The organism is Streptomyces longisporus (assembly GCF_039532765.1).
GTDB lineage: Bacteria > Actinomycetota > Actinomycetes > Streptomycetales > Streptomycetaceae > Streptomyces > Streptomyces longisporus.
The window spans coordinates 87,963-101,450 of record NZ_BAAASG010000029.1 but is presented as its reverse complement, the minus strand read 5'-3'; the positions used below and the strand labels follow the sequence as shown (position 1 = coordinate 101,450).

11 protein-coding genes and 6 pseudogenes are annotated in these 13,488 nt (G+C 67.7%); 6 read left to right on the top strand and 11 right to left on the bottom strand.

The window, feature by feature from the left end:
• Positions 1-1,003: 1,003 nt before the first annotated feature.
• Together ABD355_RS43285 and ABD355_RS43280 are read left to right on the top strand one after the other, a co-directional pair.
• A complete protein-coding gene (locus ABD355_RS43285; protein WP_344406840.1) occupies positions 1,004-1,315 on the top strand; it encodes a hypothetical protein in 312 nt (103 codons plus the stop codon).
• 82 nt (positions 1,316-1,397) lie between these two features.
• Positions 1,398-1,629: pseudogene (locus ABD355_RS43280) on the top strand (NAD-dependent DNA ligase LigA); the annotation flags it as partial.
• Between the two features lie 62 nt (positions 1,630-1,691).
• On the opposite strand, the pseudogene ABD355_RS43275 reads toward ABD355_RS43280, so the two are convergent.
• Positions 1,692-1,883: pseudogene (locus ABD355_RS43275) on the bottom strand (transposase); the annotation flags it as partial.
• A gap of 313 nt (positions 1,884-2,196) precedes the next feature.
• A complete protein-coding gene (locus ABD355_RS43265) occupies positions 2,197-2,856 on the bottom strand; it encodes a hypothetical protein (protein ID WP_344406848.1) in 660 nt (219 codons plus the stop codon).
• Positions 2,857-3,410: 554 nt separating this feature from the next.
• On the opposite strand from ABD355_RS43265, the gene ABD355_RS43260 reads away from it, so the two are divergent.
• On the top strand, positions 3,411-3,833 hold the full coding sequence (locus ABD355_RS43260) for a hypothetical protein (protein ID WP_344406839.1): 423 nt from the start codon (positions 3,411-3,413) through the stop codon (positions 3,831-3,833).
• A gap of 279 nt (positions 3,834-4,112) precedes the next feature.
• Here the strand turns inward: ABD355_RS43260 and ABD355_RS43255 are convergent, their stop codons facing one another.
• Positions 4,113-4,898: a helix-turn-helix domain-containing protein gene (locus ABD355_RS43255; protein WP_344406837.1), complete on the bottom strand. Its 786-nt coding sequence runs from the start codon at positions 4,896-4,898 to the stop codon at positions 4,113-4,115.
• 63 nt (positions 4,899-4,961) lie between these two features.
• Here ABD355_RS43255 and ABD355_RS43250 point away from each other — a divergent pair, with 63 nt between their 5' ends.
• The gene (locus ABD355_RS43250) at positions 4,962-5,771 is read left to right on the top strand and encodes an SDR family oxidoreductase (RefSeq protein WP_344406836.1); all 810 of its coding nucleotides are present in this window, start codon (positions 4,962-4,964) and stop codon (positions 5,769-5,771) included.
• A 17-nt stretch (positions 5,772-5,788) separates the two neighbouring features.
• On the opposite strand, the gene ABD355_RS43245 is transcribed toward ABD355_RS43250, so the two are convergent.
• Positions 5,789-5,929: a hypothetical protein gene (locus tag ABD355_RS43245; protein ID WP_344406835.1), complete on the bottom strand. Its 141-nt coding sequence runs from the start codon at positions 5,927-5,929 to the stop codon at positions 5,789-5,791.
• A gap of 458 nt (positions 5,930-6,387) precedes the next feature.
• Positions 6,388-6,624 (bottom strand): annotated as a pseudogene (locus ABD355_RS43240) (hypothetical protein); the annotation flags it as partial.
• 414 nt (positions 6,625-7,038) lie between these two features.
• Between ABD355_RS43240 and ABD355_RS43235 the strand changes: the two are divergent.
• The gene (locus tag ABD355_RS43235; RefSeq protein WP_344406834.1) at positions 7,039-8,742 is read left to right on the top strand and encodes an APC family permease; all 1,704 of its coding nucleotides are present in this window, start codon (positions 7,039-7,041) and stop codon (positions 8,740-8,742) included.
• Here the strand turns inward: ABD355_RS43235 and ABD355_RS43230 are convergent.
• The 4 genes and pseudogenes from ABD355_RS43230 to ABD355_RS44895 all read right to left on the bottom strand — a co-directional run.
• Positions 8,723-10,414, bottom strand: coding sequence for a hypothetical protein (locus tag ABD355_RS43230; protein ID WP_344406833.1), 1,692 nt, complete (start codon positions 10,412-10,414; stop codon positions 8,723-8,725). The two genes, ABD355_RS43235 and ABD355_RS43230, sit on opposite strands and share 20 nt — an antisense overlap.
• Positions 10,411-11,445, bottom strand: a complete 1,035-nt coding sequence (locus tag ABD355_RS43225) for a hypothetical protein (protein WP_344406832.1) — start codon at positions 11,443-11,445, stop codon at positions 10,411-10,413. The genes ABD355_RS43230 and ABD355_RS43225 overlap by 4 nt, the downstream gene beginning before the upstream one ends.
• A gap of 1 nt (position 11,446) precedes the next feature.
• The gene (locus ABD355_RS43220; protein ID WP_344406831.1) at positions 11,447-11,755 is read right to left on the bottom strand and encodes a hypothetical protein; all 309 of its coding nucleotides are present in this window, start codon (positions 11,753-11,755) and stop codon (positions 11,447-11,449) included.
• Positions 11,756-11,824: 69 nt separating this feature from the next.
• Positions 11,825-12,088, bottom strand: a pseudogene (locus ABD355_RS44895) (hypothetical protein); the annotation flags it as partial.
• 372 nt (positions 12,089-12,460) lie between these two features.
• Between ABD355_RS44895 and ABD355_RS44865 the strand changes: the two are divergent.
• Positions 12,461-12,538, top strand: a pseudogene (locus tag ABD355_RS44865) (transposase); the annotation flags it as partial.
• Between the two features lie 222 nt (positions 12,539-12,760).
• Here ABD355_RS44865 and ABD355_RS43205 read toward each other — a convergent pair.
• A complete protein-coding gene (locus tag ABD355_RS43205; protein ID WP_344406830.1) occupies positions 12,761-13,177 on the bottom strand; it encodes a hypothetical protein in 417 nt (138 codons plus the stop codon).
• A 7-nt stretch (positions 13,178-13,184) separates the two neighbouring features.
• Positions 13,185-13,340 (bottom strand): annotated as a pseudogene (locus ABD355_RS44860) (hypothetical protein); the annotation flags it as partial.
• Positions 13,341-13,488: the final 148 nt, after the last annotated feature.

Sequence of the window (13,488 nt, the reverse complement as noted above, 5' to 3'; positions counted from 1 at the left end):
CATGACGAAAAAGCATCTACAGCCCCCGTGTATACAGTTGTAAAGCGAAAATAAGTGGTCGAGTGCGACTTTAAAACGGCATGGGCCCGGAAACAATGTGGCGATCACCACGGGAAGGTCATGGAACCTACGCGCTTAGTTCACGATGAGAAGGGACGCAATGCCGCAGATACGGAACAAGATGCACAAAATTCCGCCACGCTCCCTTCGGGGCAGCCTTGCGTGCGGCCCTTCATGCTTTCAGGCTGAATAAGTTTAGCGAACTCTTACTCCATTCTAGTTCTGATCTTTCATGAGGGTTCATCGGCTTGTGACCCTGGTAGTCTCCGGCGCGCGATCTCGTCAGCCCCGAGTCTGGTCCTGGCAGCCGACGAAGACATCCAGCGCCAGGCCCACAGACGTGGAACACGCTGACCACGGACACACTGCGCGCTGCGGCAGGCGCTCTCCCTCGACGGCGAGCTGACCGAGCAGCAGCGCGAGACGTACTTCGCGCTGCTCGAACCGCAGGAGAACACCGGCTGACACCCGCCTCGCCCCACAGATGAGGGGGCCGGAGCCAATGCCAGCGGTTCCGGCCTCTTCCGCGTGACTGTAGGCGTGACACCGGCCGATGGGATCGGCCCTGTTAGGGGCAACAGGCCCAACCGACACCGGTCCCGCCGTTCAAGCGGATCCTCGACGGGGGGGTGCGCGCACACACCGGCCCGCACGGCACGGCGTGGTGGACGGCGCCCGCCTACGAGGACCTGGCCCTCGCCCCCGCCCGGATGGAGGCGGATGCCGAGGCCGTCACCTTGGACGATGTGTTGCTCCGTCACCGCATTAGGCTCCCCACTGCGCTGACGAGAGGAGCCCATAGATGGCGCCATACCAACTGGGTCTTGCGTTGGGACAGTGGACAGTGTGGATCGCCATGGCCCTCGCGGCAGTCTGGGTAGGGACAGGCCGATGGCGGTACCACCCACGCCCTGAAGGCAGGAGCGCCGACGAGGTTGCCGCCGTGGCACAGCGACGGTCCTGGATAGTCAACTGTTCGATCCTTGCCGTCGCCGCGCTGTGGATCCTGACGGACTGCGTCATCTCCATGGGCATTGCGTTCGGACACTGGACAGTCTGGATCGCCATTGCCTTGGCCCTCGCGGCAGTCTGGGTAGGGACAGGCCGATGGCGGTACCACCCGCGCCCTGAAGGCAGGAGCGCCGACGAGGTTGCCGCCGTGGCGCAGCGGCAGTCCAGGATGGTCAAACGTTCGACCCTGACCCTCGTCGCGCTGTGGATCCTGACGAACGTCGTCTCCATATGGGCTTCGTGAAAACCAGCGAACTTCTGCTCTTCAGAGGACGGGATTCTTCCGCGAGTCGATTGGCGATCGAGGCGAAGCGCCTAGCGCGAGCGCGCACAGCGATCTGATGGCACAGGTCGCCGCGTACGGGATCAACACCACCGCTTCACCGCGATGCCCGGCGTCACCGCCGAGACCGTGGAGCAGGTGCTGGTGCGGGTGCAGGAGATCGCCGGGCTGCGGGCGGAGTTGCCGCGGGATCGACGGGATCGTCGTCAAGGCCGACCTGGCCGCCGACCAGCAGACTGCGGGGGTCGGGTTCGAGCGCTCCGCGGTGGGCGATCGTAGAGGGGCCTCAGAGGGCATTTGATCTAGGCGAATTGCGCTTTCTGTCCTAGTAGCTCCCTCACCAGGTTGGTGTCGTCTCGTCTGTTATGCGCTTGGCGAGGTTGTCGATCGAGGCGACGTGGATCATGGCCTCGGAGCTGGCGGGAAGGGTTTCGTAATCGCGAGAAAGGCGCCGGTGCAACATAAGCCAACCCAGACTTCGCTCGACTACCCAGCGCCTTTTGACGACGTGGAAGCCGCGAACTCCTGGAGCTGATCCTGCAGACAGGACGCGAGGGCTCCCTCAGCGGTTGCAGGAGCCGGATGTCACTTCTGTTCGACTCCTGACCTGGGACAACAGCCCTTCGAGGCTTGGAACAGGTACTGAGCTCAGCGCCAGTCGAGCCCCAGCTCGGCGAGTCGGTCCAACTGATCGACCGTGAGTTTGGCGCGACGGCTTTTTGGTGTTGGAGATCCAGACTCCCAGTTTCACGGGTCCGTCCTCGAGTTCCTCGGCATGGCCCCTGGGCACGGTCACGGAGCCGGTCCGTGCCTTGTTGTGGGCTGTGGATGCTGAACGCAGGTCAACGCCCGGTGAGCACTGGCTTCGGAGTTGTCGGTCCGCCTCCGCCGGGCTCGGGCTGGTTGCCGACGGTTGATCCGTGCACGAGGTCTGTGCCGAGTCGGGTCGGGGCGTGGTGGACCGTTTGGCCGTTGCGGGCGGTGGCGATGAGGCCGGACTGGCGCAGGACGGAGGCGTGTCGCGAGGCGGCCGCTGCGGACACGCCCAGGGTCGCCGCAAGCCGTCCGGTGGTCAGTGCCGGCGTCCTGACAACGGTGACCAGCGCTGCGGCCCTAGTTGCCCCGAGCAGAGACACCAGGGCCTGGGCAGGAGCGTGGAGTTCGGGGTCGCGCGTGATGGTGCTGGTGGTAGCGGGGTAGATGACGGTCACTGAGTCGGCGAGCGGGTCGAACATGATGCGGCTGGCCAAGGCTGTGGGCTGGAAGATCAAAGGACGTCCTTCGAGGGACTCTTCGGCGTGGACGAGCGTGTTCAGGCGTAGTTCCCGGCCATTCCAGCGGATCGACGGATGCAAGGAGTTCAGCAGGCCGTCGACGCCACCGATCGCGGCGCGGACTCCTGCCGTGGCTCCCGCCGTGGCGACAGCGGAGGTGATAAGTCGTCGGTAGGGGTCCAAGGCCGCGAGACGGAAGCCGGTGAGTATGCGGTTCAGGGCGCTCACCGCGCCCACGTGCCCATCGGCAAGGGATCGCGTGAACGGAGTCAGGGCGCCGCACCGAGCCAGGTCCCACAGATGCGCGGTAGCCGGTGGAGAGGCGGGGTCTATCCCTGCAGGTGTCTCCTGAACGATCCCGTCGAAGAAGGCCGGAATGTAGAGGCTCGAGTACAGATCGAAGAGTTTGTTGCCGAATGCCAGCCACGGGCTACATCTAGGCGCCACGCCGCCAGCCTCCGGCTCGGGGCCCGACCAGCGAGCTGATCCCCACCCAGCGCGAGCTCGTACGCAAGGTCTGGCGTGTCGGCCACCTGCAACCGCTCCAGGTCGTCCGTCGACAGAGTGATCCGTATCAACGTGGTTCCCCCCGAACCATGTGCTGGCGGACCTTTTGCATGCTCACGCAAAAGCCTAGCCGTTGGAGTACTGACAGTCGATCGTTGATTCGCCGGCAGGGACGAACAGCGGGAACGTCCAGCGGCACGCAGGGTCGTGGAGGGCACGCACCCACCACGAGAACCAGGCCATCCAGGCCCCACGGAAATCCTCGGAGGTAGCACATGAAGATGCAGCTCACCCGGCGCGCCGCGACGATCCTGGCGGCAGCGGCGCTGACCGCCGGCACTGCGGTCGCCGTCACCCCGTCGACCGCGTTCGCGTCCAGCTCCGACCAGGGAATTCGCCTGAGCACCGGCCACAACGTGGGGGTGTACGGGTCCGACACGAACATCAACAACGGCACCAAGGTCGCCGCCGACCTCATCTACGCCAACCACGACGGGATCGAGACCGACTGCTATACCGTCCTGGGAGCGGACCTACTGGGCACCGGCAGCCGTGACGCAAAGATCTGGTACCACACGATCAGCGAGTACTACAACACCCTCGGGCAAACTGAGCACGTCTACGCGTGGACCTACGGTGCCTACGTGGACGGCGACTACGCCGCGGACCACGGTGGCCTTCAGAACTGCAACTACTAGGCGTTTCGGTTGGATCAGTGGGCGGGGCAGAGGAAGACCGCGATGTGGAGTCTGGCCGGGTCGCCGGCGGTGGTCTTCTCGTAGCGGATGGCGAGGCCCCGCTACTGGTCGGGTAGTCGGGCCGGGTCACGTTGTCGTGGCCCGGCCCCTCAGAACCGGGCACGTCTGGTCGAGCGTCTCGGCGCGTATTGCGGTGCGGCCGGCCGCTATGGGCGGGGTGAGCTTGGCATCAAAACGCCAGCGCCCAGCGCCGCCCACCAGCACTCGCCGGTGTGTACGTCAGAGAAGCCTGGCAAGGGCGGCCGCGGAAGGGCTTCCCGGCACTGCCTGGTAGACGATGATCACCTGCTGCTCGGCGCCCCCGACGGTGAGTGCCTGGCGCCGCAGCGTGAGCTCCCCGACAACCGGATGCACGAACCGTTTGAGTTCGTCGCGGGCGGGCCGCGCGTCGTGTCGCGCCCACAGGCTGCGGAAGTCCTCGTCCGCCTCCAGCTCGGCGACGAGCCGCGCGGTCCTCGGGTCGCGTGGGTCGGCCTCGGCGCGCAGGGCCGCGGCGGTCTGCGCGGCGATCTCCGTCCAGTCCGGGAACAGCCGACGGGAACGGGGGTCGAGGAACACGTCCCGGGCCAAGTTGTGCCCGGGCTCATACATCGGGGCGAGCGTACGGGCCCACTTGTTCGCGGCCAGCACGTCGAACCGCCGGTTGCGCACATACGCCGGAGTGCCCGCCCACCCCTCGAGCAACTGATGCACGTCCGCAGTGACTTCGGCCTCGGCAGGTCGTACGGGGTCTGGAGCGGCCAGCGCGAACAGGTGCGCCGAGGTGTCGGCGTCCAGCTCCAGTGCTCGCGCGAGCGCCCGCAGCACCTGCGGTGACGGATGCCGGTCGACGCCCTGTTCCAGCCGGATCAGATACGGCTCGCTGATCCCGGCCAGCCGGGCCAACTCGTCCCGGCGGAGCCCCGCGACCCGGCGCCGGCCGTGGGCGGGCAGGTTCGCCTGCGAGGGCGTAACCCGTCCCCGCCGGGCCTTCAGGAACTCTCCGAGCGCGTTTTCTGCGGCCATGGCCGCAGGGTAACCCCACGGGGGTGCTGGCTCCGGTCCGGCGCAGGACGCAGGGTCGAGGGCATGAAGAAGACCTGGTTCATCACCGGCGCCTCCCGTGGCTTCGGCCGGATCTGGGCCGAAGCCGCCCTCGCCCGCGGCGACCGCGTCGCACTCACGGCACGCCGTCCCGAGTCCCTGCGGCCCCTGGCCGACGCCTACGGAGACAGCGTGCTCCCGCTCGTGCTCGACGTCACCGACCGGGCCGCCGTCACCGCCGCCGTACGACAGGCCGCCGAAGCCTTCGGCCACCTTGATGTGGTCGTCAACAACGCGGGCTACGGCCTGTTCGGCATGGTCGAGGAGGCCACCGAGGAGCAGGCCCGTGCCCAGCTCGACACCAACCTGCTCGGCCCCCTGTGGGTGACGCAAGCGGCTCTGCCCTTCCTACGGGCACGTGGCAGCGGGCACATCCTGCAGGTGTCCAGCCTCGGCGGGCTCGCCGCCTTTCCCACCCTCGGGCTGTACAACGCCTCCAAGTGGGCGCTCGAGGGGATGAGCGAAGCCCTCGCCCAGGAGGTCGGCCCGCTCGGCATCCACGTCACGCTCGTCGAACCCGGCCCCTACGGCACCGACTGGTCCGGCTCCTCCGCGGTGCACACCGAACCCATCGCCGCGTACGAACCCGTCCGCGAGGCACGCCGGGCCGGCGCCACCGCCCGCGCACCCCAGGATCCGCAGGGCACCGCCGACGTCATCCTCGAACTGGTCGACACCGACGAACCGCCCCTGCGGCTCTTCCTCGGCACGTACCCCTATCCCGTCGTCGAAGCCGCCTACCAACAGCGACTCGACACCTGGAACGCGTGGCGATCACTCGCCGCCAAGGCGTGACGGCCGACAGCGGCAAATTAGAGTTCGTCAACCGTCTGCTCGGTCTCCTCCGCGAGTACGAGCGCGCGCCCGGTCGCGGCCGCCGTCGTGCCGGTGGCGAGCAGGACGATGCGGTCCGTACCGTTCTCGTCCGCACCGGCGGGCGCTGCCGCCGACACGACATCCGGCAGGCGAGTCGACGGGGCGCGGCGCGCCGCGCCGGATCCCCCGAGGCGCGGATCAGTTCCATGACGGGCTCTTGAGAGATCGGCATCTGCCCATCCTGGCGTGCGAGTTCACCCAGGTGCAGGCGAAAGAGCCGATCCCCCCTCACCTCACTTCCGGTGGCGCGATGCAGCTCACACCAGCAACCGGGAGGTGGGCGGGAACATCCACAGACGGTTGACCGTTCACCTAAGCGTGGCTGCGGAGGGGACAGTGTCCCCGGGCCTCACCTATAGCCCATGGGGACGATCGTCCGGCTGAAGCCCCATGGAGCCCTCCGCCGAGAGGCGACCGCCCTCCGCACGTCACCGCGTTACGGCCCCGGCTGGTCTCCCCCGTCCAGCCGGGGCTTTCGCGTGCCGACGGCCGGCACCGTCCGGTCAAGAACACCCTGGTCGTTGGTCGGCGGCCTTCAACGCCTGCTCGGCTCAGCTGAGGTGGAGGTGGTCAGGGCGGTGGTCCAGTCGGTGACGATCGCCTGCTGCGCGGCGGAGAGGGTGATCTGGCCGTTGCAGAGCGCGGTGTGCAGCTTCGTCTCCACCGGGTCCTTCTTGTTGTTCACCCCGGAACCCTTGTGACCAGGGTCGGCGGGTTCCACCCACAGGTCCCGGTAGTCGTTGGAGTCCCCGCCGAGCTGCAGGCTGATCACGTCGGGTGCGGCCGGCAGGCGCCGTACGAACTGGGAGCCGATGAACCCGGCCCCGCTGGTCACCAGGATCGTGTCCATCGCAGGGGTCTCCTTTCCGGTGAAGGGATGGGTCAAGGGCAGCGCGGGCAGCGGCTGTTGGGCCCGGTGCCGGGAGTCGCGGCAACCGGGTTGCGGGATCCGCAAAACAACGACCACACCGTCCACTAAGACAAGAGCCTGGCCAAGAACAGCTATCTGGGCGGCAGGACGTACACCCCCGCGGGAGGAGGAAAGCTGCTCGCCAAGTAACCGCTCCGGTCGCCGAGTCACCAGGAGGAAAACGGTTCCTGACAAAGCATCACTGCTCGCTGTGGTGCCCATGTAACCTGACGCAATCATCCGCCAAGGAGTCGTCGGGGTTACACGAGGGGGCCGATGAGTCTGCAAAGGTCGAAGCGCACCGGGGGACTTGTCGCGAGGCCCGAGGACGAACGGCGGCGGTTGTCGGTCTACCACCTGGTCGGCCTTGCGGCCGGCGGGGTGATCGGTTCCGGCTGGCTGATCGGCCCGGGCAAGGCGTATGAGCGGGCCGGGTCGTACGCCTGGTTGTCCTGGCTCCTCGGCGGTCTGCTGACCCTGCTGATCGCCTGGGTCATGGTGGAGCTGGGAACGGCCGCGCCCAAGACTGGTGGTCTGGTGTTCCTTCCCCTGCAGAGCAGCGGCCCGCTGGTGGCGACGGTGGTCGCGGCGGGCCTGTGGATCCTGTACGCCGCCAACGCGGCCGGCGAAGCGATCGCCATGACCAATGGACTCGCCTGGAAGTTCCCGGGACTCCACGACCCCGCGCGCACCCCGTACTGGATCTGCACGGTCGCCTTCACCGCGCTCATCTGCGCGGTGAACCTACTGGTCCCGCGGATCTTCTTCGCCTTCAACTCCGCATTGACGGTGGCAAAGGTGGCCGTCCCCGTCCTCACCTGCGTACTGCTGCTGGTCTCCGCATCCCAGCTCGACGGCACCGGCGTGAGCGCGCGGCATCCGCAACCGAGCGTGAGCGGGGCACTGGCCGCCGTCGTCGACGGTGGCGTGATCTTCGCCTATGTGGGCTTCCAAGGGCCGCTGGACTTCGCCGGGAACATCAAGCGCCGAGGCATGGGCGAATCCGCCCGGCTGCGCTGGGCGGTCTTTGGCACGATCGTCGGCTCGACCGCGTTGTACACGGCGCTCCAGTTCGTCTACGGCAACCACGTCGGGCCGCTGACCGGCAACAGCCTCCAGACTCCGTGGGGCCAGTTCGCGATGGCCGCGCAGATGAACGTGCTGCTGTGGGTGATCCAGATCGATGCGGTGGCCTCGCCGATGGGCGCGGGGCTCGTCTTCGCTCACTCGCTCACCCGTGAGGTGGCGGCGCTGAGCCGGGCCCATCTGACGCACCGGGGGCTGCAGACGAGCCGTAACGCGTCCCTGCGGGGACGGTACGACGTGTACTGGCTGGTGCTACTGGTGGACTTCGTCGTCGGGGTGGTCATGCTGGTGGCGTTCCGCGGGGACTGGGGATCCCTGACGTCCGTCATAGGAGTACTGGCCCTGGTCGTCTACGCCGTGCCGGGTGTGGTGCTGGTGGCGCTGGGGGACCGCCTGCCCGAGTGTTCCTCCGGGCGGCGCAGGCTTCGGGTGGGTCTGGCTGTGCTGGCCTTCGTACTGATAGGGCTGATTCTGTACCTGGCGGGCGAAGGCAACGTGCTGCGCGCCATGGCGACGCTGGCGGCGGGATGCGTCCTGCTGCTGGGGCTCCCGGTGCTGTCCCGGCGGCGGCCGGCGCTGGGACGGTTCTACGACGCCAAGGAGCACGTGACGGCGTTCCGGGAGTGGCGCGCCCGTCCGGCCGCCCAGGCCGCCCTGGTACTGATCGGTTACCTGCTGGCTCTGCTGCTGTTCACGGTGTGGGGTTCCACCGGGCGCACCGCCAAGATCTCCGGCGGCTGTCTGGTCGTCGTCGCGGCCTGCGCGGCGTTCTGGGGCCTCGTGGTGCTGTCGAACCGCTACATGAGCGAAGTGGCCCCGCTGCTTCCCAGACCGGCGGACTGGGCCACGCAGGCCGGGCCGTCGCGCACTCCGGTCAGCGCAGCGAGCGAATGACCTGGGCGGCCTCCGCGTGGAATCCCTGGTCCTTCAGCTCGTCGACCGTCTGGTCACGGTGCAGTGCGTCGGACCAGCGGCCGACCGTGGCCCGCAGCACGAGGAACCTTGCCTCCTCGGGCATCGCACTGTCGCGCAGCTGCCGGACGATCACGCACACGTCCTCCGGGGTGATGAGCTGCTCGTTCTCCAGACAGCGTTCGAGCAGGTCCTCGCCGTCGCGCATCAGCCGCCGGTCGTAGAGCCCGGCGACGATCTTCCCGACGATCCTGGCCGATCCCTGGGCCCAGTCGGCCGCGGACGGGTCGGCCAGCTCCTTGCGGGCGAGGTGTACAGCGGTCTCGGCGCCTGCGCCGGCGGATGTGCGCAGCGTCTCGACGTAGTCGACGAACAGGTCGGCTTCGGCGTCCTCCTTGAGGAGGTGGACGGCGAGGCGCCGGGCGATGGTGCGTTCCGCGCGACGGCGGTCGGACGACTGCTCGACCTTGCACAGCAGGTGTGCCAGGTCCGCTCCTGAGCGGCCCTCGGTGTGGGCAGCCGCCGCGTTCCAGAGCAGCCGCCTGCACTCGGGATCCGCGTTGACATTGCCCAGGGCCGTGGCCAGGGACTCGAGGTCGGCCACCGGTCGCGGTCCGGCCCTCCCGGCCCCGCCCCGAGCCACGACGTCGGCGAGCAGGTCTTTCGTCGTCCCGGCGAGGACCCCGTCGGGACGGTGCCATTCCTTGATGATCCTGGCCAGGTCGTCGAGATTCACGCGTGCCGCGACGTGCTCCCGGATCAGTCGGCATTTCGCGGGCGCCTCTTTGGTCAGGTGGCTGCAGATCCCGGCGACATGATTCTCCGACAACCGTGTGCCGACGTGTTCGGCGAGCGTGTCCTCGCCGTCCTGCGCGCCGGCGATCAGAGCCGCGACGATACGTCTGGTGGGCGGCACGTGATCCGGCACGTCCAGCTGTTTGTCGACCCACTTCTCCAGGATCCGCTCCGAGGGGCTGAGCCGGCGCAGTGAACCGACCAGGTCGCGGAACTCCGCCGGATCGGCTTCCGCGGTCCCGGTGGCACCGTTCTTGTCGATCGCCTGGAGCGTCCTGTGCAGGAGGTCTCCAGCCGCGTCGTCGCATCCCTCACCGCGCAGCGCGATGTGGAGCAGCGCCTTGTCGAGGTGCGTGCGCCCCGAGCTCGGCCTGATGAACGCGTCCAGCGTCTTGTCCACCAGCTGCGGCCTGCCCGATTCGCTGCACTTTCGGATGAACGTCGCGACGTCCACGGCGGTCCGCTGGCATGCGACGTCGTGGATGATGCCGTCGGTATACGGAGTGGCTCGGACGTCCCCTTCCTCCCGGAGCTCGGTGTCGTACTGCTCCACTGCCAGGGCCGCCGCTTCCCACGGCTCCCGGCACAGTGCCGCCACGGCCAGCATGTTGATGGCGTCCTGGGGGTGATCGAACTTCCTTGCCGACTGGACGAGTTCGTCGATGCGGCGCAGGACGGCGAAGGCGTGCAGGGCCCGGACCGCGTTGGCGGGCTGTGGCTGCATCGTCGCCCGGCCTTCACGAAAGGACTGCATGCGGCTCACGAAGATTTCGACCGAGCAGGTGGAGGTCCACTTGTACCGCTGGATCCATGACTCGGGGCTGTGCTTGGGCTCCGCCGCCCCCTGACCGTCCGTCATGCCTGGGGTGACCGGGTCGGCTCCACGTGGCTCCAGTAGCGGGCGAAGGTGTCGGGCTCGACGAAGAACTCGTTGGCCTTGGCGTCTATGTCGGCAGCGAGGTCCTGGCTCTCCGGGTCGGTGAGGCTGCTCAGGTGACGGACGACATCGCCGGTCATGTGTTCGTCCTTCAGCAGGTCCGCGAGGGGCGAGAGGCGATCCACCTTCAGGAGCCGGGCCCATTCCGCGGGCTCGACGGGCGCCGGACGCGCGCGGCGTTCGCCCTCGTCCATCCGGTTGGTGAACAGCGGGGTGCTCTCCCGGGCGTTGTTGAGGGACATCCTCGGCGCCTTGTGCCCTGTCGGGCACCGTTCCATCTCGGTCCGGACGGCCTCCCGCAGGTGGCCGATGGTGAGCTGGTCCGTGTCGTCCCTCGTGCCCTGCTCGAGCACCTTCAGCAGATGTCCGCTGAACGGCGTGCAGCCGGCGAATCGCGTCGGCAGCTTGGTGCAGCCGGCGGCGGGTGCGTAGGACTCGCGTTCGTCTTTGAGAGCGGTGAAGACGCACGTGCCCTGGTCGCGCTCGCCCAGGATGCCGGGCAGGACCGACTCGCCCCCGAGGTGGGGCAGCCGGCCCGAGAAGCAGCAGTCGGCGATGAGGACCTTGAGCCGTGCGTCGGCCTTGCGCATGACGCGGTAGACGTACCAGCTGGACAGCCAGGTCCAGGGCCTGTCCTTGTAAGAGGAGCCCACGGCGAAGTGGACCTGGTCGCTGACGGGGAGATCACTCCAGTACTTGCCGTGGCCCACGTAGACCACGAGGAGGGTGTCGTCGGGGCCCGTCGCGTCGGCCGTGTCCTGCAGCGCGGTCATGACACCGTCGGCCGTCTGCAGCTCTTCGTCGGTGAGGATGCGGCACGCTCCCGGTCCCCACATCGCGTCGCTGCTCAGGACCTCCAGGTACCGCCGGGCACTCTCGGTGATCTCGTCCCAGCTGCCGATCTCCTGGTCGGCGTACTTCCCCGCTCCGATGACGAGCGCGCGAGATGCCATGTCAGCCGTCCAGCCCTTCCGCGTCCGTCGCCCCGTCGTCGCTCTGCGGTTCGGGGTCGGTCCGGATCGACGCCTCGGGAGGGTCCAGCCTCTCCTCGCGCCAGCGCCCGATGACGTCCTTCACGGCCTGGACGGCAGCCTCCACCGTCATGTCGGCGGTCTTGGTGACCACCGCGATGAGGACGATCTCGACGATCCCGCCAAGGTTCTTTTCCTGGTCGACTTCCTGCTGATGCCACGACAGCCGCGTTCTGGCAGCGAGCTCGTCCAGAAGGCGCTCGGGCTCGTCCAGCCCGAACAGCCCCTTCACGGACACCGAGATCCTGGTTGCCACGCTCGCGCCCCCATATCGAGGAAGACCAGTACCCGACCAGAGTACTCACGATGGCAAGCCCTGCCTTGACTGCCCAGGTAGTTGACGGAGCGTCAGTAGCGTGTCGGTTGCGTGTTTGGGGCGTGTCCGACCCGCTATGGCGGGGCCGAGACGAGCGCCTGGACGCGGGAGCCGGGGGGACGGGAGGCTGGCCCCCTCCGCGCTCGGCGCCGCTGTGACTGGCTGGAAGAACGTCTCGCCGCCCGAGGTGGAGTCACCACTGCTACCCGAGGTCAGCCCGATCGCGGAACTAGGGTCGCCGAGGCAGCCGCAACGAGGGGCACATAGCCGAGGCAGTGGTGGAACTGAACGTTCCCCCTCTGCCTGTTCGGGCCTGGAGAACAGCGGCCGAAGCCGTACCGATCAAGCCTCACTAGCCGTTGCTCTATCGATCTTGGTGATCGTGAGTTCCAGTTTGCCGACTCGGTTGGGTGATCTTCTGGTCGGCAGGGCACGGGAGGGGGGCCTCCCGCACAGCTAGTGGGTGTCGAATCCAACCGAGCAACAAGAGGCCCCTGGTACCGCAGTCTTCCGCGCCCGCGCATTGCCGTCCAACTCCGCTCCCCTGTCGTGTGATTGCCTCGCTCACCGGTTCAGGAACGCCGGGGACCGCTTCACAGGCGTCCGAGGTACCCCTCGGACATGACCGACGCGGAATGGGCAATCGTGCGCGACACGTTGCCCGTGCCGGCCCGGCTGGAAGGCCGCGGCGGGCAGCCGGAGGGCTACTGCCGGCGGTCCTCATCCTGGCCCTCGCGGGCGCAGCGGGCCAGCAGGAAGGCCTTGATGAAGGGGGATGCGGCTGCGTGGTCTTCCCGGTCGGTGGCCAGTTCCCGCAGTATCTCGTGCCATTGGGTGTTGAGCTGGTCTTCGTTCGCTCCGACGTGAGAGAGCAGGTGGCTCTTGAGAGGTCCACGGCGGTCAGTGGGGCACCGCGGTCGTTCATCGTCTCGAACATACGGTAACCGTGGTCGGAACTGGCCGCGCGGATCCCGACGAGGACCACGCGGTCCAGCAGCCACTCGGTGAACCGATCAGGTTTTCTGCGTCGAGTTCTTGCGCGAGCTGGGATTCGACCTGCCGACTGCGCGCCCACAGATGGCGGTGGGAGAGTGAATCCCCCACGCCTGTTTCGTAGGTGCGGGCCTCGGCGACCGCGCGCAGGACGGGTTCGTGATCGGTGATGCCGAGCGAGAAGTGCTCCCCGTCCGTCGTGATCACCCGATTGAGACGGACGACGGCCCGGGTGTCTGCGCTCACCTGTGCCGCCAGCCGCAGCTGCAGGAAGAGCAGGTGCAGCGTTGACGCACCGCTGCTGCCCGTCGACGAGGTAGCGCCGGTTCTTTGAGGGCTCGTCATAGACGAACGGCCCCAGAAAATACTGTGGTGCGGAGTGTGGCCGGCGCAGGCAGGACGGGTTGGTGGACCGGTTCCTGAACGATCCGCACAGATCCCGCCGCGTGCGGACTTCGTCCTCGCCCCAGGTGTACTCGCGCTGGTAGTAGTCGATCTCGTAGGTCACGTCACGGAACAGTTCCTTCAGGCTGAAGCCCTGGGACCTGATCTCGTCCGACCCATGACACCACTCCCCCGCCTGCCCGGCTATCTGTGTCAGCGTAGTACTGGGTGAGCCGCAGTACGTCCGTGTCCCTTCGGTCCTCCGGTCCTGC

Coding starts and splice junctions, on each gene's coding strand:
- ABD355_RS43260 (WP_344406839.1), top strand. CDS start 3,411: ATGAAGATGCAGCTCACCCGGCGCGCCGCGACGATCCTGGCGGCAGCG.
- ABD355_RS43255 (WP_344406837.1), bottom strand. CDS start 4,898: ATGGCCGCAGAAAACGCGCTCGGAGAGTTCCTGAAGGCCCGGCGGGGA.
- ABD355_RS43250 (WP_344406836.1), top strand. CDS start 4,962: ATGAAGAAGACCTGGTTCATCACCGGCGCCTCCCGTGGCTTCGGCCGG.
- ABD355_RS43235 (WP_344406834.1), top strand. CDS start 7,039: ATGAGTCTGCAAAGGTCGAAGCGCACCGGGGGACTTGTCGCGAGGCCC.
- ABD355_RS43230 (WP_344406833.1), bottom strand. CDS start 10,414: ATGACGGACGGTCAGGGGGCGGCGGAGCCCAAGCACAGCCCCGAGTCA.
- ABD355_RS43225 (WP_344406832.1), bottom strand. CDS start 11,445: ATGGCATCTCGCGCGCTCGTCATCGGAGCGGGGAAGTACGCCGACCAG.
- ABD355_RS43205 (WP_344406830.1), bottom strand. CDS start 13,177: ATGACGAGCCCTCAAAGAACCGGCGCTACCTCGTCGACGGGCAGCAGC.